This window comes from Dorea phocaeensis, assembly GCF_900240315.1.
Lineage (GTDB): Bacteria > Bacillota > Clostridia > Lachnospirales > Lachnospiraceae > Dorea_B > Dorea_B phocaeensis.
The window spans coordinates 149,679-170,443 of record NZ_OEPZ01000005.1; the positions used below are offsets into that span (position 1 = coordinate 149,679).

The 20,765-nt window shown below is 41.9% G+C and carries 21 protein-coding genes and 1 CRISPR repeat array; of the genes, 18 read left to right on the plus strand and 3 right to left on the minus strand.

Annotation, left to right across the window (positions count from 1 at the left end; all coding sequences use genetic code 11):
* The first annotated feature begins 78 nt into the window (after nt 1–78).
* From C0979_RS10765 to C0979_RS10825, 13 genes are all read left to right on the plus strand, one after another.
* Complete coding sequence (locus C0979_RS10765; RefSeq protein WP_101695984.1) at nt 79–546, plus strand: DUF3990 domain-containing protein; 468 nt, start codon at nt 79–81, stop codon at nt 544–546.
* Complete coding sequence (locus C0979_RS10770) at nt 530–970, plus strand: hypothetical protein (protein ID WP_101695985.1); 441 nt, start codon at nt 530–532, stop codon at nt 968–970. The genes C0979_RS10765 and C0979_RS10770 overlap by 17 nt, the downstream gene beginning before the upstream one ends.
* Nucleotides 971–995: 25 nt before the next feature.
* Nucleotides 996–1,658: a type I-C CRISPR-associated protein Cas5c gene (gene cas5c, locus C0979_RS10775; RefSeq protein ID WP_101695986.1), complete on the plus strand. Its 663-nt coding sequence runs from the start codon at nt 996–998 to the stop codon at nt 1,656–1,658.
* Nucleotides 1,655–3,409: a type I-C CRISPR-associated protein Cas8c/Csd1 gene (gene cas8c / locus C0979_RS10780; RefSeq protein ID WP_101695987.1), complete on the plus strand. Its 1,755-nt coding sequence runs from the start codon at nt 1,655–1,657 to the stop codon at nt 3,407–3,409. The genes cas5c and cas8c overlap by 4 nt, the downstream gene beginning before the upstream one ends.
* The gene (gene cas7c, locus C0979_RS10785) at nt 3,410–4,321 is read left to right on the plus strand and encodes a type I-C CRISPR-associated protein Cas7/Csd2 (RefSeq protein WP_101695988.1); all 912 of its coding nucleotides are present in this window, start codon (nt 3,410–3,412) and stop codon (nt 4,319–4,321) included.
* Nucleotides 4,321–4,986, plus strand: a complete 666-nt coding sequence (gene cas4 / locus C0979_RS10790; RefSeq protein ID WP_101695989.1) for a CRISPR-associated protein Cas4 — start codon at nt 4,321–4,323, stop codon at nt 4,984–4,986. Before cas7c ends, cas4 begins: the two co-directional genes overlap by 1 nt.
* The gene (gene cas1c, locus C0979_RS10795) at nt 4,983–6,014 is read left to right on the plus strand and encodes a type I-C CRISPR-associated endonuclease Cas1c (RefSeq protein ID WP_101695990.1); all 1,032 of its coding nucleotides are present in this window, start codon (nt 4,983–4,985) and stop codon (nt 6,012–6,014) included. Before cas4 ends, cas1c begins: the two co-directional genes overlap by 4 nt.
* Before the next feature lie 11 nt (nt 6,015–6,025).
* Nucleotides 6,026–6,316 carry a CRISPR-associated endonuclease Cas2 gene (gene cas2 / locus C0979_RS10800; RefSeq protein WP_101695991.1) on the plus strand — a complete coding sequence of 97 codons (291 nt, stop codon included), beginning with the start codon at nt 6,026–6,028 and terminating at the stop codon, nt 6,314–6,316.
* Nucleotides 6,317–6,484: 168 nt separating this feature from the next.
* A CRISPR array of direct repeats spans nt 6,485–7,636; the repeat unit is 32 nt; unit sequence GTCGCTCCCCTCGTGGGAGCGTGGATTGAAAT.
* Between the two features lie 247 nt (nt 7,637–7,883).
* Entirely contained in the window at nt 7,884–8,258 is a 375-nt protein-coding gene (locus C0979_RS10805; protein WP_101695992.1) for a PH domain-containing protein, read from the plus strand.
* Between the two features lie 192 nt (nt 8,259–8,450).
* Nucleotides 8,451–9,803, plus strand: a complete 1,353-nt coding sequence (locus tag C0979_RS10810) for an MATE family efflux transporter (protein WP_101695993.1) — start codon at nt 8,451–8,453, stop codon at nt 9,801–9,803.
* 72 nt (nt 9,804–9,875) lie between these two features.
* Entirely contained in the window at nt 9,876–10,631 is a 756-nt protein-coding gene (locus C0979_RS10815) for a MerR family transcriptional regulator (RefSeq protein ID WP_101695994.1), read from the plus strand.
* 120 nt (nt 10,632–10,751) lie between these two features.
* On the plus strand, nt 10,752–11,624 hold the full coding sequence (locus tag C0979_RS10820) for a phosphoribosylaminoimidazolesuccinocarboxamide synthase (protein ID WP_101695995.1): 873 nt from the start codon (nt 10,752–10,754) through the stop codon (nt 11,622–11,624).
* Between the two features lie 249 nt (nt 11,625–11,873).
* Nucleotides 11,874–12,674, plus strand: coding sequence for an SDR family NAD(P)-dependent oxidoreductase (locus C0979_RS10825; RefSeq protein ID WP_101695996.1), 801 nt, complete (start codon nt 11,874–11,876; stop codon nt 12,672–12,674).
* A gap of 93 nt (nt 12,675–12,767) precedes the next feature.
* Here the strand turns inward: C0979_RS10825 and C0979_RS10830 are convergent, their stop codons facing one another.
* Both C0979_RS10830 and C0979_RS10835 read right to left on the minus strand, forming a co-directional pair.
* Nucleotides 12,768–13,466 (minus strand): DUF4234 domain-containing protein, encoded by a 699-nt coding sequence (locus C0979_RS10830; protein WP_101695997.1) that lies wholly within the window; start codon nt 13,464–13,466, stop codon nt 12,768–12,770.
* A 70-nt stretch (nt 13,467–13,536) separates the two neighbouring features.
* A complete protein-coding gene (locus tag C0979_RS10835; RefSeq protein ID WP_101695998.1) occupies nt 13,537–14,454 on the minus strand; it encodes a LysR family transcriptional regulator in 918 nt (305 codons plus the stop codon).
* Between the two features lie 196 nt (nt 14,455–14,650).
* On the opposite strand from C0979_RS10835, the gene C0979_RS10840 reads away from it, so the two are divergent.
* The 4 genes from C0979_RS10840 to C0979_RS10855 all read left to right on the plus strand — a co-directional run bounded on the left by C0979_RS10840 (nt 14,651) and on the right by C0979_RS10855 (nt 19,579).
* Nucleotides 14,651–16,108 (plus strand): SLC13 family permease, encoded by a 1,458-nt coding sequence (locus C0979_RS10840; protein ID WP_101695999.1) that lies wholly within the window; start codon nt 14,651–14,653, stop codon nt 16,106–16,108.
* A 60-nt stretch (nt 16,109–16,168) separates the two neighbouring features.
* The gene (locus C0979_RS10845) at nt 16,169–17,431 is read left to right on the plus strand and encodes an FAD-dependent oxidoreductase (protein ID WP_101696000.1); all 1,263 of its coding nucleotides are present in this window, start codon (nt 16,169–16,171) and stop codon (nt 17,429–17,431) included.
* A 19-nt stretch (nt 17,432–17,450) separates the two neighbouring features.
* Nucleotides 17,451–18,008 (plus strand): chorismate mutase, encoded by a 558-nt coding sequence (locus tag C0979_RS10850; protein WP_101696001.1) that lies wholly within the window; start codon nt 17,451–17,453, stop codon nt 18,006–18,008.
* Between the two features lie 161 nt (nt 18,009–18,169).
* Entirely contained in the window at nt 18,170–19,579 is a 1,410-nt protein-coding gene (locus C0979_RS10855) for an alanine/glycine:cation symporter family protein (RefSeq protein WP_101696002.1), read from the plus strand.
* A 132-nt stretch (nt 19,580–19,711) separates the two neighbouring features.
* On the opposite strand, the gene C0979_RS10860 is transcribed toward C0979_RS10855, so the two are convergent.
* The gene (locus C0979_RS10860; RefSeq protein ID WP_101696003.1) at nt 19,712–20,080 is read right to left on the minus strand and encodes a VOC family protein; all 369 of its coding nucleotides are present in this window, start codon (nt 20,078–20,080) and stop codon (nt 19,712–19,714) included.
* A 157-nt stretch (nt 20,081–20,237) separates the two neighbouring features.
* Here C0979_RS10860 and C0979_RS10865 point away from each other — a divergent pair, with 157 nt between their 5' ends.
* Entirely contained in the window at nt 20,238–20,756 is a 519-nt protein-coding gene (locus C0979_RS10865; protein WP_101696004.1) for a YcxB family protein, read from the plus strand.
* Nucleotides 20,757–20,765: the final 9 nt, after the last annotated feature.

Sequence of the window (20,765 nt, forward strand, 5' to 3'; positions counted from 1 at the left end):
TATGATATATTAAGAATAAATAAAGAATAACAATAAAAAAACAGAATAATCTGGTTGGCTATAGAGAGGAAGAAGAAAATGATTTTATATCATGGGAGTAATGTCGTAGTAGAATATCCAGAAGTTCGAAAAGCGAAATATAATAAGGATTTTTATTTTGGGTTTTATGTGACTAAGTATCCGGAGCAGGCGAGGCGTTGGGCGACACGTTATGGAAAAAAAGGCTTTATTAATAAATATGAATATGTACCAAATAAAAATTTAAATTGTCTTATATTTGAAGAAATGACCGAAGAGTGGTTAGATTTTGTTGTTGCCTGTCGTCGAGGGAAATCACATAAATATGATATCGTAGAGGGACCAATGGCAGATGACACGATTTATAATTATATACAAAATTTTATAGATGGGAAAATATCAAGAGCTGCCTTTTGGGAGTTGGTAAAATTCAAATATCCTACACACCAAATTAGCTTTCATACAATTTCAGCGCTTGATACATTGAAATTTATAGGAAGTGAGGTTGCGTATGGCCAGAAAAAATAATAATGATTTGTTTTTTACATGTAGTTTGATTGAATATATCGGCCGTAAGGTAAAAAGAACAAGGAGAGATGTTGTAGAGTCTCTAGGAAAAGAGCGGTTGATGCGTATTTATGAGTATGCAGACGTGTTCCATTGTGAGCCGATAGAAAAAGTAGCAGACGAATTTATAGAAGAAAGTAAGGTGATGGTAGGAAACTTTGATAACGAGAAAGAATGTAAATATTTAGTGCCCGATTATTGGAGTATAGGAGAGGTATATGAACGATTAATAGAGGATTCATATGCAGATAACGAAATTGTGAAAGGGATTTGGGAAGTGTATCATTCGTGGATTGATAAGCATATTTCAGATTATAATACAGATTTTTATTATCAGCCCAGAGATTATATAGCGGCATGTTATGAGGAAGGAGTAATCTTGTGATGAAAAGGAAAGGAGAGTTGAGCTTATGGGAATGGGAGTAAAAGTAAAAGTTTGGGGAGATTATGCATTATTTTCTCGTCCTGAATTAAAGGTAGAAAGATACTCTTATGATGTGATGACGCCATCTGCTGCAAGAGGAATCTTGGAAGCGATTTACTGGCATCCGGGTATGAAATGGGTAATTGATAAAATCTATGTGAAGAATCCTATCAGTTTTACCAGTGTTCGAAGAAATGAAGTCAAGAGCAAGATTTCTGCGAACAATGTTTTATCGGTATATAACGGAGCGAGAAAACCTCTTTACATCAATAGCAAAGAAGAGATTGTTCAGAGGGCATCTATAATTCTGGCAAATGTGGAGTATGTGATAGAAGCACATTTTGAAATGACAGAAAAAGCGAATGAGACAGATAATCCGGGGAAATTTAAAGATATTATAATGAGGCGACTGCGCAGGGGAGAATGTTATCACATGCCATATTTTGGATGTAGGGAATTCCCTGCGCATTTTGCATTATGTGAAGAGGAAGAAATTCAAACAGCGTTTGATGATGTGGCGGAAAAAGATTTGGGATTGATGCTATTTGACATGGATTATACAGATAAAGAAAAAATTGAGCCGCTGTTTTTTCGGGCAATTATGAAGCGGGGAGTGATTGATCTTAGAAATTGTGAGGTGATACGATGATTTTGCCGGCACTTGTGAAACATTATGAAAATTTGGCGGAGAAAGAAATGGTATCAAAACCTGGCTGGTGTAGTGCGAAAGTTTCCTATCAGATTGAACTATCCAGTGCAGGTGAGGTAAAGGGAATTATCAGTTTGAAAAGAGAAGAAGAACGAGGAAAGAAAACGGTATTGACGCATCAGATATTGCCAGTGCCAGAGATGGTAACAAGGTCCTCAGGAGTTTCAGCTAATTTTTTGTGTGACAATGCGAAATATCTTCTTGGAATGAGCCGGGAAAATGATGCAAAGAATAAAAAAAGAGCAGAAGAATGCTTCCAAGCAGCAAAGGGAAAGCATCTTTCCTTGTTGGAAGGGGCAAAAGGAAAGATGGCGAAGGCTATTTGCTTGTTTTTTGAAAAATGGGATCCGGTAAGTGCAATGGAATGTCCGGAAATCAGAGAAAACTGGGAAGAAATTACAGATGGTGGAAATCTGATTTTTGGTATGGAAGGGGGGTATGCGCAGGATGATATAGAAATTAAAGAATTGTGGAACAACCGAAAACAGGAAGAGAATGAAGATATAGAAGGTGTTTGTCTGGTGACAGGACAACGGTCAGAAATTGCAAGAATTCATAGAGGGATAAAAGGTGTGCGGGGGGCGCAGTCGAGTGGCGCAGCTTTAGTTTCCTTTAATGCTTCTTCATTTGAGTCTTATGGGAAAGAACAAAGCTACAATGCGCCGGTAGGGAAATATGCAGAGTATGCCTATACTACGGCACTCAATTTTTTGCTATCAGATAGAGAGCATTCTCTTCAAATTGGAGATACGATGGTTGTGTTCTGGGCAGAAAGCGGTGAAAAGAATTATCAGGATGCGTTTATGGAGTGTATGGATCCACCAACAGATAATCAAGAAGAGTTGAAATATTTGTTTAAAAAAGTACAAAGTGGAGAGAGGATAGAAATTTTTGGAAATGAATTAAACCCAGAACAGAAATTTTATGTATTGGGATTATCGCCGAATGCAGCTAGATTATCTGTGAGATTTTTTTATGAAAATTCATTTGGGAAGATTCTAAATAATATTTCAGAGCATTATAGAAGGATGTCGCTCGTAAAACCCAATTGGGAGACGAAAGAATATTTGAATGTGAAGGAGATGCTGTTTGAAACGGTAAATAAGAAGGCGAAAGATAAGAAACCGGTATCCAATATGGCAGCAATGACATTTCGTGCTATTTTGTCAGGAGAGAGGTATCCAGCAAGATTATATTCCGATATTATGATTCGAATTCGAGCAGAGCAGGAAGAAGGAAAACTTAGCTGGAGAAAGATAGCCATTTTGAAAACATATCTGATACGAAATTGTAATTGGACGGAAGGAGAGAATTATATGGGATTAAATGAGGAGAGCAATGATACTGCATATGTACTTGGAAGATTGTTTGCTATATTAGAGGGGATACAAGCAGAGGCAAATCCGGGAATACAGGCAACAATTCGTGATCGTTATTATAATTCGGCATGCGCAACGCCGGCAGCAATTTTTCCTGTTTTAATCAGATTAAAAAATAGTCATATGAAAAAGTTAGGACGGGAAAAAGAGAGTGCAAAAAATTATTACGAAAAACTTTTTTCGGATATTATGTGGAAAATAGATGGGGAGGAAGGATTCCCAAAACGATTATCCTTAGAAGAGCAAGGGAAGTTTGCAATTGGCTATTATCATCAAAGACAGAAAAAATATGAAAAAAAGGAGGAAAAATAAATGAGTGAAGTGATTAAAAACAGGTATGAATTTGTAGTTTTGTTTGATGTGGAAAATGGTAATCCCAATGGGGATCCGGATGCAGGGAATATGCCGAGAATTGATCCGGAGAGTGGACTTGGTCTGGTGACTGATGTGTGTTTAAAAAGAAAAATTCGAAATTATATAGAAACTGTAAAAGAAGATGAAAAGGGATATAAAATTTATATAAAAGATGGTGTTCCGTTGAATAAAAGTGATCGTGAAGCGTGTGAAAGCTTGGGGATTAGTGATACCGATGAGAAAAAGGTGACGGAGTCTTTAAAGAAATTAAAGAAAAATGATGAAGAGGCCGATGTTAAGATCAGAGACTATATGTGCCGGAATTTTTATGATATAAGAACGTTTGGTGCAGTTATGACAACATTTGTAAAAGCAGCTTTAAATTGTGGGCAGGTTAGAGGTCCGGTACAGATTGGATTTGCAAGAAGTGTAGATCCAATTGTATCCCAGGAAGTTACTATTACGAGAGTAGCGATTACAACCGAGAAAGATGCCGAGAACAAAAGTACAGAGATGGGGAGAAAGAGTGTTGTTCCTTATGGATTGTATCGGGTAGAGGGATATGTATCTGCCAATTCGGCAAGAAAAGTGACTGGATTTACGGAGAGGGATCTTGAGTTATTGTGGGAGGCAATTATTAATATGTTTGAGCACGATCATTCAGCTGCTCGTGGTAATATGGCAGTTCGTGAGCTGATAGTATTTAAACATAGTAAAGAACTGGGGGATTGTCCAGCGTATAAGCTGTTTGATTCAGTTGAAGTAAAGAAGAAAGATCAAGTAGAATATCCGAGGAGTTTTCGAGATTATATTGTTGAAGTGTATGAGGAAAATATCCCTGAATCAGTAGAAGTAAAAAGGATGATTTGATGGAATATACAGAAGATGATTATTTGATGTTGTCAGGTATTCAACATTTTAAATTTTGCAGAAGACAGTGGGCATTAATTCATATCGAGCAGCAGTGGGCAGAAAATATACATACAGTTGTAGGTGAATTGATGCATAAAAAAGCACATGATCCATATCTCACGGAAAAAAGAAAAGATTTACTTGTGGCAAGGTCTCTTCCTGTTGCTTCAAAAGCAATGGGGGTAAGTGGAGAGTGTGACGTTGTTGAATTTCGTAGGTGTGAAGATGGAATAAAACTGCATGGACATAGAGGTACATTTTTGGTTTATCCAATTGAGTACAAAAAAGGAAAACCCAAGGTTACAGAAGAGGATAAGCTTCAGCTTGTGGCGCAGGCTTTGTGTCTTGAGGAAATGTTTTCTACAAATATTTCAGAAGGAGCATTGTTTTATGGAGAAACAAGAAGACGTGAAGTGGTTATAATTACGGAAGAGTTGAGGCAGGAAGTCATAAAGATGTTTCAGGAAATGCATCAGTATTTTGATAGGAAATATACGCCAAAAGTAAAATATAATAAAGCGTGTAATTCTTGTTCGTTGAAGGATATTTGTCTCCCAAAACTTGAGAAATCAAACTCGGTGGAAAAATATATTACCCAGATGCTGAAGGGGGAAGAAAAATGAAAAAATTGTTGAATACATTATATGTGACTTCTGAGAACAGCTATTTGGCATTAGATGGAGAAAATGTTGTGATTCTTGAAGATACAGTTGAAATTGGACGGTTGCCTTTACATAATTTGGAAGGGATAATTTCGTTTGGCTATAGAGGGACGAGTCCAGCGCTTATGGGAGCATGTGCAGACCGAAATATTTCTCTTTGTTATATGACGCCGCAAGGAAAGTTTTTAGCAAGAATAACGGGTAAAATAAAAGGAAATGTTATATTGCGTGAACAGCAATATTCTAGTGCGAAAAACAAAGAACAAAGTTTAGTGATAGCAAAAAATTGTATTTTAGGGAAAGTGCACAATGCAAGATGGGTATTGGAACGAGCGATTCGAGATCATAGTCTTCAGATTGATGTGGGACAAGTAAAAAAAGCATCAGAATATTTAAAGAATTCTTTGAGTTATATTCAAGATAGTCAATCGAAAGATCAGTTAAGAGGATATGAAGGTGAAGCTGCAAGCGTTTATTTTGGAGTATTCGATCAGTTGATATTACAACAGAAAAAAGAGTTTAATTTTCAGGGGAGAAACAAGAGACCACCACTGGATAACGTCAATGCATTATTATCTTTTGTATATACTTTATTAACAAATCAAATCATATCGGCGCTTGAATGTGTAGGGTTGGATCCTTATATTGGCTATCTTCATACAGAGCGGCCGGGGAGAGCATCTTTAGCGTTAGATTTAATAGAGGAATTAAGAGCGGTATTGGCAGATCGTTTTGTATTGTCTTTGATTAATAGAAGGATAATCACAGGAAAGAATTTTGTGACAAAAGAAAATGGTGCAGTGCTGATGGATGATGAATTAAGAAAAAGGCTGTTAACGGAATGGCAAAATAAAAAGAAGGAGACACTGACTCATCCATATCTTAAAGAAAAGATTGAATGGGGAATGGTTCCGTATGTGCAAGCCATGCTGTTAGCACGGTATTTAAGAGGAGATTTAGATGGTTATCCTGTATTTCTCTGGAAGTGAGGCGGAAGGGAATGTTAGTGCTGATTACATATGATGTAAATACAGAAACTGCAGCTGGAAAAAGAAGATTGCGCCAAGTTGCAAAACAATGTGTAAATTACGGGAGAAGGGTGCAAAATTCAGTGTTTGAATGTATTTTAGACAATGCTCAATGTGTTATGCTTAAAGCAAAGCTGACAGATATTATCGATGAAGAAGTTGATAGTTTGAGGTTCTATTACTTGGGAAATAAATATAAAACAAAAGTAGAACATGTTGGTATAGATCGAGGTATTGCAGCTGATGAGATTCTTATTATGTAATGGAGGTGCGAATGGCAAGCATACATAAAAATATCGAGAGATTCGCACCCAAAATAATGTACAAAAATTTTTTTACTGTATACTGCTGTAATGAATAAATGGTGAAGAGTAAAGATAAAATTAGTAATCTTAGATAAAAGAAGAGTATAAAATTTAGGCAAAATTGAAGTCGCTCCCCTCGTGGGAGCGTGGATTGAAATAAACATTAAAACTTGCTTTTGATCTGTTAAAATTGTCGCTCCCCTCGTGGGAGCGTGGATTGAAATACAGAGGGAATCAATTTTATCGCAGTTAAGGGAACGTCGCTCCCCTCGTGGGAGCGTGGATTGAAATACATTAACAATATCATATTCCCAAGCGTTCGTGGTCGCTCCCCTCGTGGGAGCGTGGATTGAAATCGTACCCTGCATATCCTACACCAACTGGGTTGCCGTCGCTCCCCTCGTGGGAGCGTGGATTGAAATAAACCAAATTTTAAAACTATCGTCATATTGTTTGTCGCTCCCCTCGTGGGAGCGTGGATTGAAATTCCGCTCAAATCAGAAACAACATATCCTCTAATGTCGCTCCCCTCGTGGGAGCGTGGATTGAAATAAATTGAGCAAAGGAAAACAAACAGTGTTGGCGCGTCGCTCCCCTCGTGGGAGCGTGGATTGAAATAGATTGTTAAGAATGATAAGAGATACAAGGATGAGTCGCTCCCCTCGTGGGAGCGTGGATTGAAATCAATATTCCGGGGTGTAAAAATGTACCGGGTTGCGTCGCTCCCCTCGTGGGAGCGTGGATTGAAATTAAAATAACAGTATCTCTATTTCATAGAACACTTGTCGCTCCCCTCGTGGGAGCGTGGATTGAAATCACAATCCGTAGTCTGCCGCTACCACAGAGGACCGTCGCTCCCCTCGTGGGAGCGTGGATTGAAATGATTATTGCCGATCGGCTCGGAACACTGGTGTGGGTCGCTCCCCTCGTGGGAGCGTGGATTGAAATTGCTCTCTAATTGCCTTCTGAATAATCTGCCTTGGTCGCTCCCCTCGTGGGAGCGTGGATTGAAATTCTTGTATCATCACCATGCCATGCTTGATACGTTGTCGCTCCCCTCGTGGGAGCGTGGATTGAAATAATGACAATAAAGACTGTCAGCCTCTTGGCAGCGTCGCTCCCCTCGTGGGAGCGTGGATTGAAATATCGGAAGTTTTATGCCAGGAAGATTAAATCTTGTCGCCCCCCTCGCGGGAATGTGGATTGAAACATTCTGTTTTTGCAGAAAGAGAAGAAAAAGGAGTAAGTCGCTCCCCTCGTGGGAGCGTGGAGTGGAATGCTAACTTTCTTTTCGTCCATCTTCTCGCCTCAGTCATGTCCTTCGAGGTAGATGAGCAAAAAATATTAATAACAGTAGAGGATAAATATATAGTTGTCTAGCTTTTTTTTGTTTGCGTATAGGTTGGCAGGTGTTATAATATAGTCATGGTGAGAAAAAGAGGCATTAGTCGTAACAGATATTAGGAAAGTAACTAATAATATGATTTGTTTATAGCTATAAAGCAGAAGAGAGGAAGGGAAAACTATGATTGATTTTACAAACAGCGCTTATGTGAAAATGAAACCAGTAAATCCAAGTGCAGTCATCGGAGATATTCAGCCGCTTCTTATTAATGGAGAAGAGATCATTGGTGCGTACAAAGCGATGCGAGATTATTGCGTGTTTACAAACAAACGAGTGATTGCGGTCAATGTTCAGGGAATGACAGGAAAGAAGAAAGACTTCACATCACTTCCCTACTCAAAGGTAAGTGCATATTCAATAGAAACTGCCGGCGTATTTGATCTGGACAGTGAATTGGAAATGTATTTCAGCGGACTTGGGAAGGTGAAGTTTGAATTTTCGGGACAAAGTAACATTGTACAGATTGGACAGGTTATCAGTTCTTATATTCTATAATTCCATGATCTATTTTCTGGCGGTCGGAAGATAAAAGTAGATGTGAAAAATAGAATTAAAAAATAGTGAATTGGTTAAGACAGAGAAGACATCCATGTTAAAGTGGATGTCTTTTTTGCATGAATTTGTTATAATAAAAATAGTATGAATAGAAATCAAAAAAGAATGAGTAGAAGGTTATTTGGAGGAAGAATGAATACAACATACAAAACGAAAAATCAGATTACCGAAGGCGTAATCTGGAAGCAATTACTGATCTTTTTCTTCCCGATTATGGTGGGAACGCTGTTCCAACAGCTTTACAATACGGTGGATGCAATTATTGTAGGGCGATTTGTGGGAAAGCAGGCGCTGGCGAGTGTAGGAGGTTCATCTGCGGTGTTGACTAATTTTGTGATTGAATTTTTCACGGGATTGTCTGCCGGGGCAACCGTTGTGATTTCGCAGTTTTACGGAGCGCGGGATTTGAAGCGTCTAAGCAAGGGGCTTCATACGGCATATGCATTTTCTATTGCTACAAGTATTCTGATTTCGGTGGTGGGCTGGTTTGCGACGCCGTCGCTTCTACATTTATTAAAGACGCCGGCAGATGTGATTCCCGATTCCATTCTGTATCTGAGAATTTATTTTCTAGGAATAATTTTCACGTTGATTTACAATATGGGATCGTCGATTATGCGTGCAGTTGGAGATTCCAGACGCCCGCTTATGTATCTGGTGGTTTGCTGTGTCATTAATATTGTTTTGGATATTGTATTGGTAATCGGCTTTCGTATGGGAATTGCGGGAGCGGCTATTGCGACGGTGATTTCGCAGGGGGTCAGCGCGGTACTGGTAACACGGGCGCTCATGTATTCCTACGGAATTTTGAAATTGGAACTTCGGGCGATACGGTTCCATGCATCTTTGTTAAAGGCGGAACTTCGTATTGGAATTCCGGGAGGAATTCAGTCCTTTGGGTACAGCATTTCCAATATTATTATCCAGGCGGTGATCAATGATTTCGGGACCGATACGGCAGCAGCCTGGGCGGCTTACGGGAAGATGGACGCGATTTTCTGGACGGTCTGCGGAGCATTTGGAATCGCAATTACGACATTTGCGGGGCAGAACTTTGGAGCGGGCAGATACGATCGGATTAAGAAAAGCGTGCGGGTTTGTCTGGGAATGGCGCTGGGGGTCGGCGGAAGTCTGATCCTATTCTTGTTCGTATTCTGCAGGCCGCTTTACCATGTGTTTACAACGGATCAGGCGGTAATCGATATCGGGGTCTTTATGCTTCGGATGATTATACCAAGCTATGTGATTTTTATTTTTGTGGAAGTTTTTTCAGGTGCACTAAGAGGAATCGGAGACGTACTGATCCCGTCTGCTATGACGCTTGGAGGAGTTCTGTTGGTACGAATGGTGTGGGTTCTTGTGGTTACGCCGATGACGGGCGAACTCTCTACGCTATTGTACAGTTATCCGCTTGCATGGGGAGCCACAGCGATCCTCTTGGTTCCATATTATTTCTATCGGCGGAAGAAAGTACTGAATCGATAAAATCAAAAATGAAAAACTGCTTGACTCTTCCGTTACGTCAACTGTTATAGTGATTTCAGGGAGGGAAAGAAAATGGAGTACTCAATCAGAGAATTGTCACAGCTGTCCGGAGTGACCACCCGCACTTTGCGATGGTATGATGAAATTGGTCTGTTAAAGCCGGCATATGTAGCGGAGAGTGGATACCGCTATTACAGAGAGGCGGAGGTAGATCGGTTACAGGACATTTTGTATTATCGGGAGCTGGGGGTGGAGCTTGCGAAAATCAAGGAATGTCTGGACAATCCTTCCTTCAGACGTCTGGATGCATTGCAGAGCCATTTGCGGGAGCTGGAATGCAGGAAACTACGGCTGGATCAACTGATTCAGTCAGTCAAGGATACGATTTACGCGGAGGAAAAGCAGGAAATGATGAACGATGAACAGAAATTTGAAGCGTTTAAGAAACGCGCAGTAGAGAAGCATGAGGAATGTTATGGTCAAGAAGCACGGGAAAAATATGGAGACCGTGAGGTGGATGAGGTGCAGGAAACGGTGAAGAACCTGACCAGGGAACAGTATCAGGAGTGGACATGCTTAGGAGAAGAAATCCTGCAGCGCCTGGAAGCGGCTGTTACAAAGAAAGTTTCGCCGCAGAGTGATGAAGGAAGAGACATTACAGCGCTTCATCGTAGGTGGCTTACGCTTACTGGTAACCGGTATGATAAGGAAAAACACAAGGGAATTGCGAATCTCTATATTATGGATGGACGGTTTACCGCCTACTATGACAGAAAAGTCACTGGCTGCGCGCAGTTTTTGCGGGATGCAGTAGTGCATTGGGTGTGATTTCATTGTAAATTCACTGCAATTTTTATGAAAATTTTATACAAATTCCGGCTTGCAATACGATATAAAAAATGATACGGTAAATATGTTTCAAAGAATAACGTATGCGAGGTATAGAAGATGAAAGAAATGAAACCAATCAAAGAAGGTAAAGTACGTGAGATCTATGATAATGGTGACAGCCTAATCATGGTTGCCACAGACCGCATCAGTTGTTTTGATGTTATCTTGAAAAATGAGATTACCAAGAAAGGAACCGTTCTTACACAGATGTCTAAGTTCTGGTTTGATTTGACGGAAGATATTTTGCCGAACCACATGATTTCTGTTGATGTGAAGGATATGCCGGAGTATTTCCAGCAGGATAAGTTCGATGGCAACAGTATGATGTGTCGAAAACTTAACATGCTGCCAATTGAGTGTATTGTAAGAGGATACATAACAGGAAGTGGCTGGGCAAGCTATCAGGAGACAGGAAAAGTATGCGGAATCGAGCTGCCGGAAGGTCTGAAAGAGTCTGATAAGTTGCCGGAGCCAATTTACACACCATCTACAAAAGCTGAAATCGGAGATCATGACGAAAACATTTCTTTTGAGCAGAGCATCGACCACCTGGAGAAGCAGTTCCCGGGAAAAGGACGTGAGTATGCCGAGAAGCTTAGAGACTATACGATTGCATTATATAAAAAATGTGCGGAATATGCATTGAGCAAAGGAATCATTATTGCAGATACCAAGTTTGAATTTGGACTGGATGAGGAAGGCAACATTGTAGTAGGAGATGAGATGCTGACACCGGACAGCTCCCGTTTCTGGCCGGTAGAAGGATATGAGCCGGGACATGGACAGCCATCTTTTGATAAGCAGTTTGCACGTGATTGGCTGAAAGAGAATCCGGACAATGACTGGACTCTGCCAGAGGAGATCGTAGAGAAGACGATTGGCAAATATCTTCAGGGATACAAGATGTTGACTGGAGAAGAGTTAAAATAAGAAAAGAGAATGAAAGTGAAATAGGGATCTCCCTTACTGCAGAAGCGGTTGTTTTGCGGTGAGGGAGATTTTTTTTGTATCAGAAAATAATTGATAAAATATCAATAATAATATTAAACATTGTTAATTAATAGATAACGATATTGAAATATTGAAATAATTAGAAAAATGTGATATTTTATTGATGTGGAATAGAAATAAGCCATTAAAATAAATTTAGAAAGGCAACGAGAAAGGAGAGACAGAATTATGGGATTTTTAACGGGAAAAACAGCGATTATTACAGGGGGAGGACGCTCGATATTGAGTGATGGAAGATGTGGATCGATTGGTTACGGAATTGCAACCGCATATGCAAAAGAAGGCGCGAATTTGGTTATTACCGGACGAAATATGAAAAAGCTGGAGGCAGCGAAGGAAGAGTTAGAGCGGTTGTATCAAATACAGGTTCTGCCGGTACAAGCAGATGTGTCCGCAGGTGGAAATAATGAGGAAGCGGTAGAACGCGTGGTGAAGGAAGCAATTCAGAAATTCGGTCGGATTGATGTACTGATTAATAATGCACAGGCATCCGCATCCGGAGTGACGCTGGCAGACCATACGACAGAGCAGTTTGATTTGGCGATGTATTCCGGATTATATGCCGTTTTCTATTATATGAAAGCTTGTTATCCATATTTGAAAGAGACCAAGGGAAGTGTTATTAATTTTGCATCAGGAGCAGGGCTGTTTGGAAATTACGGACAAAGCGCTTATGCAGCGGCAAAAGAAGGAATTCGTGGACTTTCCAGAGTGGCGGCAAATGAATGGGGGCCGGATGGGATCAATGTTAACATCGTTTGTCCGCTGGCGTGGACGGCGCAGCTTGAGAAGTTCTCAAGTGATTATCCGGAAGCCTTTCAGGCAAATGTGAAGACACCGCCAGTAGGGCACTTCGGTGATACGGAAAAGGAGATTGGACGTGTGTGTGTACAGTTGGCATCTCCGGATTTCAAATATATGAGTGGTGAGACGATTACCCTGGAAGGTGGTCTGGGACTTAGACCATAAAATAAAAGCATTGAGGCGTCAGTCGGATGAGCGGTTGACGTCTCAATGCTTTTTATGGTTACTCATCCAAAAAGAATGAGCAGATCGTCTTTGCTATGCAACGGCGTGGTTGATGGTATCTTGCATCAGGCAGTAGCTAACGATGCTGAGTCCGAAGATTCCAAGAAGCAGATACAGAAGTCCGGAGTTGCCGGCATTTCCTTTGATGCGGTCACAGCGTTCACCCATCTGATACATCCAGTATAAGCCGTAGATGCCGCAGGTAACAAGAGACAACAGAAATACCATACCGCCGGTAGTAGCATTTGGCTCAAGGGCAAGGACATTAACCTCGTCATTTAGCTTGATCATCCAGTAAATTCCGTAGATACCGCAGGTGACAATAGAAAGAAGGATTGCCACAGGAATGCTTCTTCTTGCGATTCCAGCGTAAGGAACGCCGCTAAAAGGCTGGTTGTAGCCATTGTTAGGCTGTCCGTTCGGAGCGCCGTTGTAATTTGGAGCGCCATTGTAGTTAGGCTGTCCATTTGCATTGCTGTAATAGTTGCCGCCGGAATAATTGGAACCGGCATTTGTTCCGTTCTGATAAGTGTTGCCTGTGCTTGTGTTATAGTTGTAATTATAATTGTAGTTTGGATCGTTTGCTGCATTGTTAGAAGCTGTGCTGTTTGCTGTCGTGTTGTCTGCGCTTGCGCCAGCCATATTCTGGTTTTCCGGTAAAGGTGCGCCGCATTCTTTACAGAATTTTTCTGTATCGTTACACTGCGCGCCGCATTTGGTACAATATTTCATTTGAAAAATCCTCCTAATTGTAATGAATATCTAAAATATGTATTTATAGTAACATATTTTAGAGGGTAATTCACTCTTTTTCTGTTTCAAATTGTGTTTTAAAGTCATATTGCTGAACGTATTCGGTAAAAGACCGGATGGGCGGATATTCCAGCAGTTCGTTCAAGGTTACATAATAGATGGTGCGGGGGATGTATTCTTCTAAAGGAATGATGGCAGTAGCCTCTGTTTTTAATGCCTGGGCAATAGAATTAGAAGAAAATCCGATACCAAGATTCTGGGCAGCCAGCTTCATTACGAAGTCGGATTGGCTTGTCTCGCAGATCATGGATGGTGCAACCCCATAATGGTCAAATGCCTGAATGAAATTTTTGTGAACGGAAGATTCTTTCGCGGGCATAATGATGGGCTGTTCGTGGAGTTCTTTCAAGGAGAGTGAACGTTTAGAGGCAAAAGGGTGTTTGGAGGGAACAACTGCGACAAAGTGGTCATCCAGAATTTTGTGGCAGAAAAGTTCTTCGTGGTTTTTCAGTGCGTTTTCGATTCCTAAAAGAAATGCAGCATTGATAGAGCGTGCATATAGCATCTCCAGAAGTTTTTTGCTTCCGTTTACTTTCAGGGAATAGGTGATTCCCGGATGTGTTTCCTGGTAATCAGAAATGACTTTTGCAAGATCCAGATATCCGGCAATCCACAGAAGTCCCAGGTGAAGTGTTCCGCCTTGAAGAAGGCTGTATTTTTCCATCAGATCAGAAAGCTGCTCTTTTTCATTTAAGATCCGTTTTGCAGATTGGACGAATTGTTCTCCGGCATCTGTCAGGGTGACAGACTTGGAATGGCGGACAAAGAGCGGAATGCCAAGTTCCTTCTCCAAATTGATAATCTGCTGGGACAAAGAGGGCTGAGAGAGATACAATTTTTTCGCGGCTGCAGATATACTTTTTTCGTTGGCAACTTCCAGTACGTAACGAAGTTGGTGGAATTGCATAAAAAGACCTCCTTTTGTATGTTTAAACGTTCCTGTCATTATGCAAGTATACGAAAATAATCCATGCTATAGGATTTTCCTATAGAAAACATAATATACTAATACTTTACAAATAACAATAGATGAAATATTATAAAGTTGGTTAAAAAATTAGCAATGGATCATTGTAAAGGAATGAGAAGAAAGGAGAATGATTATGGCTAAGAAAAATACAAAAGCAAATATCATTCTTGTTCTGGCATTGGTTGTGATGTTCGGGGCAAGATTGCTTCCGGGGGCAGGAGGATTGTCCGCAGATGCGGTTGCAGTTCTGGGTGTGTTCTTCGGATCTCTGATCATGTGGATCGGAATTTCCATTGATTGGCCGAGTATGATTACTCTGCTGGCGTTAGGACTTCTTCCGGTGTTTGGTTTTGGACCGACATTTGTGGGAGCATTTGGAAATACAACGGTTGCATTTTTGATCTTTACATTTATGTTGGTATATCCGCTTTCTAAGACGAATTTTGTAAGACGGTGTACCATTTCATTTATTACGAATAAAATTGCAAGAAAAGGACCATGGCATTTTATCTGTGTTCTGTTTGCAGCAGTGACATTTATGGGATTGTTTATCTCACCATCTGTTTTGTTTGTAGCATTTATGCCATTTTTGGAAGATATTTTCCAGGTGCTGGAAGTGAAAAAGGGTGGAAAAACCGGAAACCTGATGATGATGGGAACCGCATTTTGTATCAGCCTGTCTTCTGGTATGACAGCAATCGGACACGTATGGCCGACCATGGCGATTGGCTATTATACAGCGGCAACGGGAAAGGATGTCAATCAGTTCCAGTATATGGCAATGGGAATTCCGGCTGGTATTCTGCTGATTATCCTGCTGATTCTGGTATTTCGTTTCATTTATCGCCCAGATGATGTAAATGATATTTGTCCGGAGAAGGCAATGAGTCTTCGTGGAACGGTTCCGGCAGCTGATAAAAAGGAGAAGATTATTCTTAGTGTTATGCTGCTTACCGTACTTCTGTGGGTAGCGCCAAGCTTAGTAAAAGGTGTACTTCCAGATCTGTATGCGACGGTAAATGGATGGTCTACCGCAATGCCGCCGCTTCTTGGTTGTGTACTGCTCTTTATTTTCCAGGTGGACGGAGAACGGATTATGAACTTTAAAGAGGTGACAAGCAAAGGTGTGCTGTGGGGAAGTATTCTGATGACTGCAGCAGCAACACAGCTTGGCTCCTGTCTGACCAATGAAGAGATCGGAATCAGCTCCTGGCTGACTAGCGTGCTTGAGCCGTTGACTGGAAATCTTCCGGTAATCGGATTGATCCTGTTCTTTATGACATGGGCAGTAGTAGAAACCAATTTCTCTTCTAATATCGTGACAACGACGGTAGTAAGCGCTGTAGCGTTGTCTGTGTTGACTGCACTTCCGGAAGGAAGCGTCAATGTGGCGGTAGTTGTATGTATGGTTGGATTTGCGGCTGGAATCTGTAACATGACGCCGGCTGGCCAGAGTACGGTCAATACGGTTGCTATTGGATCCGGCTGGACGGATACCAAGTCTATGTTCGTGTGGGGCGGTGTGTTTGCCGTGATGGCAATTTTGGTGCTGAGTTTTGTTGCATACCCGATTGGTACATTGGTAATGTAGGAAATGTAGGAACAGTCAGTGACCAGCAAGAAGTGTGTGAAATGAGGAGATAGAACAATCATGGTGGAAAGATGTTATCCGTTTGATGTGGCGGTTGTCGGCGGAGGAACCGCCGGTGTGGCAGCGGCGGTTGGAGCCAGCCGCACTGGAGCGCGGACGGTATTAATTGAACGCAGTCCCTATTTGGGCGGAGAGGCAACGAATTCCGGCGTGGCAGCATTCTGTGGGTTTTATACCTGTGGAGAGAATCCGGTGAAGGTGGTTGCCGGTGTCGGAGATCTGGTGCTTCAGGAGATGGAAAGTCTGGGACCTACTTTGGAGTATGTAGTGTCTGCGACAGGAAATAAGAATATTAATTTCCAGCCGGAGTATCTGAAATGTGCGCTGGATAACCTGGTGGAGAAGGAGGGGGTGGAGCTTCTTCTTCACACCAGTCTGATCGACGTAAAGGTAAAGGATGGTCGAATTCAAAGCCTTCAGTGTATGGATGATGAGGGAGCTTTCACCGTCGAGGCGGACTGCTTCGTAGACGCCAGTGGCGATGCGGCGCTTGCACATCTTGCCGGGGCCAATACGCTCTGGGGCGATGAAGAAGGAAGGGTACAGGTAGCAACATTGCCGTTTCGTTTAAGTGGTGTGGATACGTCCAAAGATATGACGCCTGCGGCAGTTGAGCAGGCAGTGATCCGGGCCAAGGAAGCGGGAATTCCATTTCTTACGAAAGAAAGGGGATTTGTACTTCGCAAAGAGGGTTCGAGTACGGTGTCGGTGCTGCTCCCAAGTGTTATGCCGACAGGGATTTCGGCGAAAGAGATGACGCAAATGGAGCGTGAAACGAGACGGCAGGTTCTTTCTTATGTAAAGGCACTTAGGGAATATATGCCGGGAATGGAACATGCTGAACTTGCAGTGATCGGACCGGCAATCGGTCTTCGGGAGACTAGAAGGATTTGCGGAAAAGACAGGATTACGGCAGAGGATGTTCTGGGCAGGAGGAAACGGCCGGACACTGTGGCAAGAGGTGGTTGGAAGCCTGAGATCCACAAGGATGTTAATAAGATGGGCACGTATATGGAAGTAGAAGGCGGAAGCTATTTTGATATTCCGCTTGGTGCATTGCAGTCAGAGAGTTTTGAAAATCTTTATGGCGCGGGAAGAATGATTTCCTCAGATGATGCAGCATTTGCAGCGGTGCGTGTCATGGGAACTTGTTTTGCAACAGGACATGGCGCGGGTGTGGCAGCTGCATGGCAGGCGCTTCACGGGACAGCTGAAGTGGTAAAGATACAAGAGGAGTTAAGACGGCAAGGAGCTTTAGTCTGATTTTCGGGGGTATGAGAAAATGACATTAGAGGAGATTCGGGTACAAATTGACGCAGTGGATACACAGATGAAGCCTCTCTTTTTAAAACGTATGGAGTGCGCAGGATGCGTGGCAGAGACAAAGAGAGAGACTGGCGGAGACGTGTTCGTCCTGGAGCGGGAATTGGCAATTATTGAAAAACGCGCAGGAGATGTAGCGCCGGAAGTCCGAGATGAGTATGTGATGTTCTTGCGGCATTTGATGAGTGTAAGCCGCAGATACCAGTACGGGATTTTGACGGAGAAGCAGGATCGGGTGCTTGCGGAAGCGCTGGAGGCGGCAGGATTGTCGGCAGAAAAAGAGCACTCTCAGATTGAGATCGCGTTTGCGTGCGATGCGGAGGCAAGCGACTTTAACTTGTTTGTGAATATGGCGAAATTAAACCAGATTTCGATTATTTCTCTGAACTTAGAGACGGAAGAGGGAAGACAGAAAATCAGAATGATTTTGAAAGGGAATTTGAAGGATCAGAAGATGCGGCAGCTGCTGTGTCAGATTGGAAAAGAAGCAGAAGGATTCCAGATAGTTGGAATGTAAATTGAAATGGGGACGGAGGTTTTTTCAAAAAACCTCCGTCCCCATTTCATTTTTACCCTGTCCCTAATAGAATAGTTGCTGACAAAATGCCTGTATATATGCTATAATTGGCGTGCTGTGTAAGATGATGCACAAATATAGTACAGAGAGGAAAAGAGGGAATGCAGATTAATGACATTTTGACGCAGATTAACGATTTCATGTACACGTATGTACTGATCATCCTGCTGGTGTTTGTAGGAGTTTATTTTACGATCAGAACACGTGGCGTGCAGCTACGACTTTTGAAAGATGGATTAAAGTCGCTGCTGGAGAAAGCGGGAGAAGATGAGCAGGGTAAAAAGAAGGTATCGTCCTTCCAGGCGCTGATGATTTCAACAGCTTCCCGTGTAGGAACTGGTAATATCGCAGGAATTGCAACTGCAATTGCGGCAGGAGGTCCGGGAGCCGTATTTTGGATGTGGCTGATGGCAGTAATTGGAGGCGCATCCGCCTTTATTGAAAGTACACTGGCACAGATTTACAAAGTAAAAGAAGGCGGCGAGTTCCGAGGGGGTCCATCCTATTATATGGAGCGTGCGCTTGGCAAACGTTCCTTAGGTGTTCTGTTTTCAGTTCTGCTGATTATCTGTTTTGCATATGGATTTAACGGATTACAGTCTTTTAATATGTCGTCCGCGCTGGAATACTATATTCCAAATTATTCTGATTCCATGTATCCGATGCTGGTAGGAGCAATCCTTGCAGTAGCAACAGGTTTAGTAATCTGGGGAGGCGTGCACAGAATCGGATTTATCAGTTCAGTGATCGTTCCGATCATGGCAACAGCCTACATTCTGATTGGAATCGTAACAATGATTATGCATGCAGGCGAGATTCCGCACGTATTTGCTGTCATTATGGAAAATGCATTTGATTTTCAGGCAATAGCCGGTGGTCTTGCAGGAAGCGCTGTCGTAATTGGTATTAAGCGTGGATTGTTCTCAAATGAGGCAGGTATGGGGAGTGCTCCAAATGCATCCGCATCCGCAGATGTAGAGCATCCGATAAAGCAGGGGCTGGTACAGGCTATTTCTGTATTTATTGATACACTTCTGATCTGCTCTAGTACGGCAATGATGCTGCTGGTATCTGGAGTAGAAGGAGAAGCTGGCGTATTGGATGGAATTCCGTATGTACAGCAGGCGATTAGTTCCAATGTGGGACAGTGGGGAATTCATTTTATTACATTCTCCATTTTTGCATTTGCGTTCAGCAGTTTGATTGGAAACTACTATTATGCAGAGTCCAACATTCGCTTTATCAAAAATGATAAGAAGGTATTATTCGTATTTAGAATTACGTGTATTGTGGCAATTTTCCTGGGTGCTCAGGCGGATTTCTCACTGGTATGGAACTTGGCAGACATCACGATGGGATGTATGGCAATTGTCAATATTATAGCGATCTTCTTATTAAGAAATATTGCATGCAAAGCACTTCGCAATTATGAAGAGCAGAAAAAAGCCGGAAAGAATCCAGTATTCAAGGCGGCTGATATCGGACTTTATAACACTGATGTGTGGAAATAGGTTTCCGTGGAACGGATAAGAGGAAAAGAAAAAGTGAAATAGAAAGAAACCACTGGTTTTATGAGGGGTATATCGCTCATAAAGCTAGTGGTTTCTTTTGTTATTTATTACTTGGGAAAGATGTTTGTTTCTTTACTGCGCCGGACAGATTTCAATCCAGTATCCATCCGGATCGTTGATAAAGTAAATCCCCATATCCGGATTTTCAAAGCAGACGCAGTCCATTTCTTTGTGGAGTTTAAGCGCCGTGTCCATATCATCCGTTTGAAGGGCGAGGTGGAATTCGTTGTCCCCCAGATTATATGGCCGGTCCATGTCGCGAAGCCAAGTCAGCTCCAGAAGATGGGGCGTGGTTTGATCGCCCATGAACACAAGCTTGAAGCTGCCGTCTTCGGCTTCGGTCTCCCTGGTAATGGTAAGACCAAGCGCCTTTTTGTAGAATTCGATGGATTTTTCCAAATCCAGTACATTGATGTTGTTATGATAGAAATGAAAGTTCATAAGGGTTTCCTCCTGTAGTTTATTTGGTATAAAAATAAGTATAACATCAGTGGCAGAAGAAAAAAAGATATGTTATAATATTCGGAAAAGATGAAATCCGGAAGATGACAAAGGATAAAGCAAGAAGCGAAAAGAAAATATACAGGAGGGTATAAAGATGCCGATAAAAATTGAAGTGAAAATGGATTCAGAGTCTATGGCGGAATTTATGATATACCATATTTACACAGGGATGTCAGGGATTCTAGCGCTGGTGTTAGGGTTTTTGAATGTGGGATTTACGATTTCCTTCGTTATGAGAGGAAATTATCTGCTGGCGGGAGTATTTTTGATTTTCGTAGCAGTAATACTGTTCTTATTCCCGCGCTTTATTAAGAAGAGTGTGACAAAGCAGATGGAGAATTCTAAACTTACCAATCCGGTAATCTATGAGTTTGATGAAAATGGTGTGAGGACAAAGGCGGAAGATGATGAAGAAGGCAAGTTCCTTGCGTGGTCTGGTTTTAAAAAGGCAATTTCAAGAAAGCGGATTGTGATTTTGTACGATACGCAGAAACGTGCTGTCATTCTTCCGATTGAACAGATGGGAGAAGATTATGCGGCAGTGACAGATTTGATCGCTGCAAAGATGCCGGCATCCGCAGTGCGGATCCGTCGTGGAGATGGGAAGAAGTAGAGAGGATGA

What these genes read in the sequence shown, in the direction of transcription:
- C0979_RS10835 (WP_101695998.1), bottom strand. Translation starts at nt 14,454, where the DNA reads ATGCAATTCCACCAACTTCGTTACGTACTGGAAGTTGCCAACGAAAAA.
- C0979_RS10865 (WP_101696004.1), top strand. Translation starts at nt 20,238, where the DNA reads ATGCCGATAAAAATTGAAGTGAAAATGGATTCAGAGTCTATGGCGGAA.
- C0979_RS10845 (WP_101696000.1), top strand. Translation starts at nt 16,169, where the DNA reads ATGGTGGAAAGATGTTATCCGTTTGATGTGGCGGTTGTCGGCGGAGGA.
- cas4 (WP_101695989.1), top strand. Translation starts at nt 4,321, where the DNA reads ATGGAATATACAGAAGATGATTATTTGATGTTGTCAGGTATTCAACAT.
- cas2 (WP_101695991.1), top strand. Translation starts at nt 6,026, where the DNA reads ATGTTAGTGCTGATTACATATGATGTAAATACAGAAACTGCAGCTGGA.
- C0979_RS10815 (WP_101695994.1), top strand. Translation starts at nt 9,876, where the DNA reads ATGGAGTACTCAATCAGAGAATTGTCACAGCTGTCCGGAGTGACCACC.
- C0979_RS10825 (WP_101695996.1), top strand. Translation starts at nt 11,874, where the DNA reads ATGGGATTTTTAACGGGAAAAACAGCGATTATTACAGGGGGAGGACGC.
- C0979_RS10840 (WP_101695999.1), top strand. Translation starts at nt 14,651, where the DNA reads ATGGCTAAGAAAAATACAAAAGCAAATATCATTCTTGTTCTGGCATTG.
- C0979_RS10860 (WP_101696003.1), bottom strand. Translation starts at nt 20,080, where the DNA reads ATGAACTTTCATTTCTATCATAACAACATCAATGTACTGGATTTGGAA.
- cas8c (WP_101695987.1), top strand. Translation starts at nt 1,655, where the DNA reads ATGATTTTGCCGGCACTTGTGAAACATTATGAAAATTTGGCGGAGAAA.
- C0979_RS10850 (WP_101696001.1), top strand. Translation starts at nt 17,451, where the DNA reads ATGACATTAGAGGAGATTCGGGTACAAATTGACGCAGTGGATACACAG.
- C0979_RS10765 (WP_101695984.1), top strand. Translation starts at nt 79, where the DNA reads ATGATTTTATATCATGGGAGTAATGTCGTAGTAGAATATCCAGAAGTT.
- C0979_RS10855 (WP_101696002.1), top strand. Translation starts at nt 18,170, where the DNA reads ATGCAGATTAATGACATTTTGACGCAGATTAACGATTTCATGTACACG.
- C0979_RS10810 (WP_101695993.1), top strand. Translation starts at nt 8,451, where the DNA reads ATGAATACAACATACAAAACGAAAAATCAGATTACCGAAGGCGTAATC.
- C0979_RS10805 (WP_101695992.1), top strand. Translation starts at nt 7,884, where the DNA reads ATGATTGATTTTACAAACAGCGCTTATGTGAAAATGAAACCAGTAAAT.
- cas5c (WP_101695986.1), top strand. Translation starts at nt 996, where the DNA reads ATGGGAATGGGAGTAAAAGTAAAAGTTTGGGGAGATTATGCATTATTT.
- C0979_RS10770 (WP_101695985.1), top strand. Translation starts at nt 530, where the DNA reads ATGGCCAGAAAAAATAATAATGATTTGTTTTTTACATGTAGTTTGATT.
- cas1c (WP_101695990.1), top strand. Translation starts at nt 4,983, where the DNA reads ATGAAAAAATTGTTGAATACATTATATGTGACTTCTGAGAACAGCTAT.
- C0979_RS10830 (WP_101695997.1), bottom strand. Translation starts at nt 13,466, where the DNA reads ATGAAATATTGTACCAAATGCGGCGCGCAGTGTAACGATACAGAAAAA.
- cas7c (WP_101695988.1), top strand. Translation starts at nt 3,410, where the DNA reads ATGAGTGAAGTGATTAAAAACAGGTATGAATTTGTAGTTTTGTTTGAT.
- C0979_RS10820 (WP_101695995.1), top strand. Translation starts at nt 10,752, where the DNA reads ATGAAAGAAATGAAACCAATCAAAGAAGGTAAAGTACGTGAGATCTAT.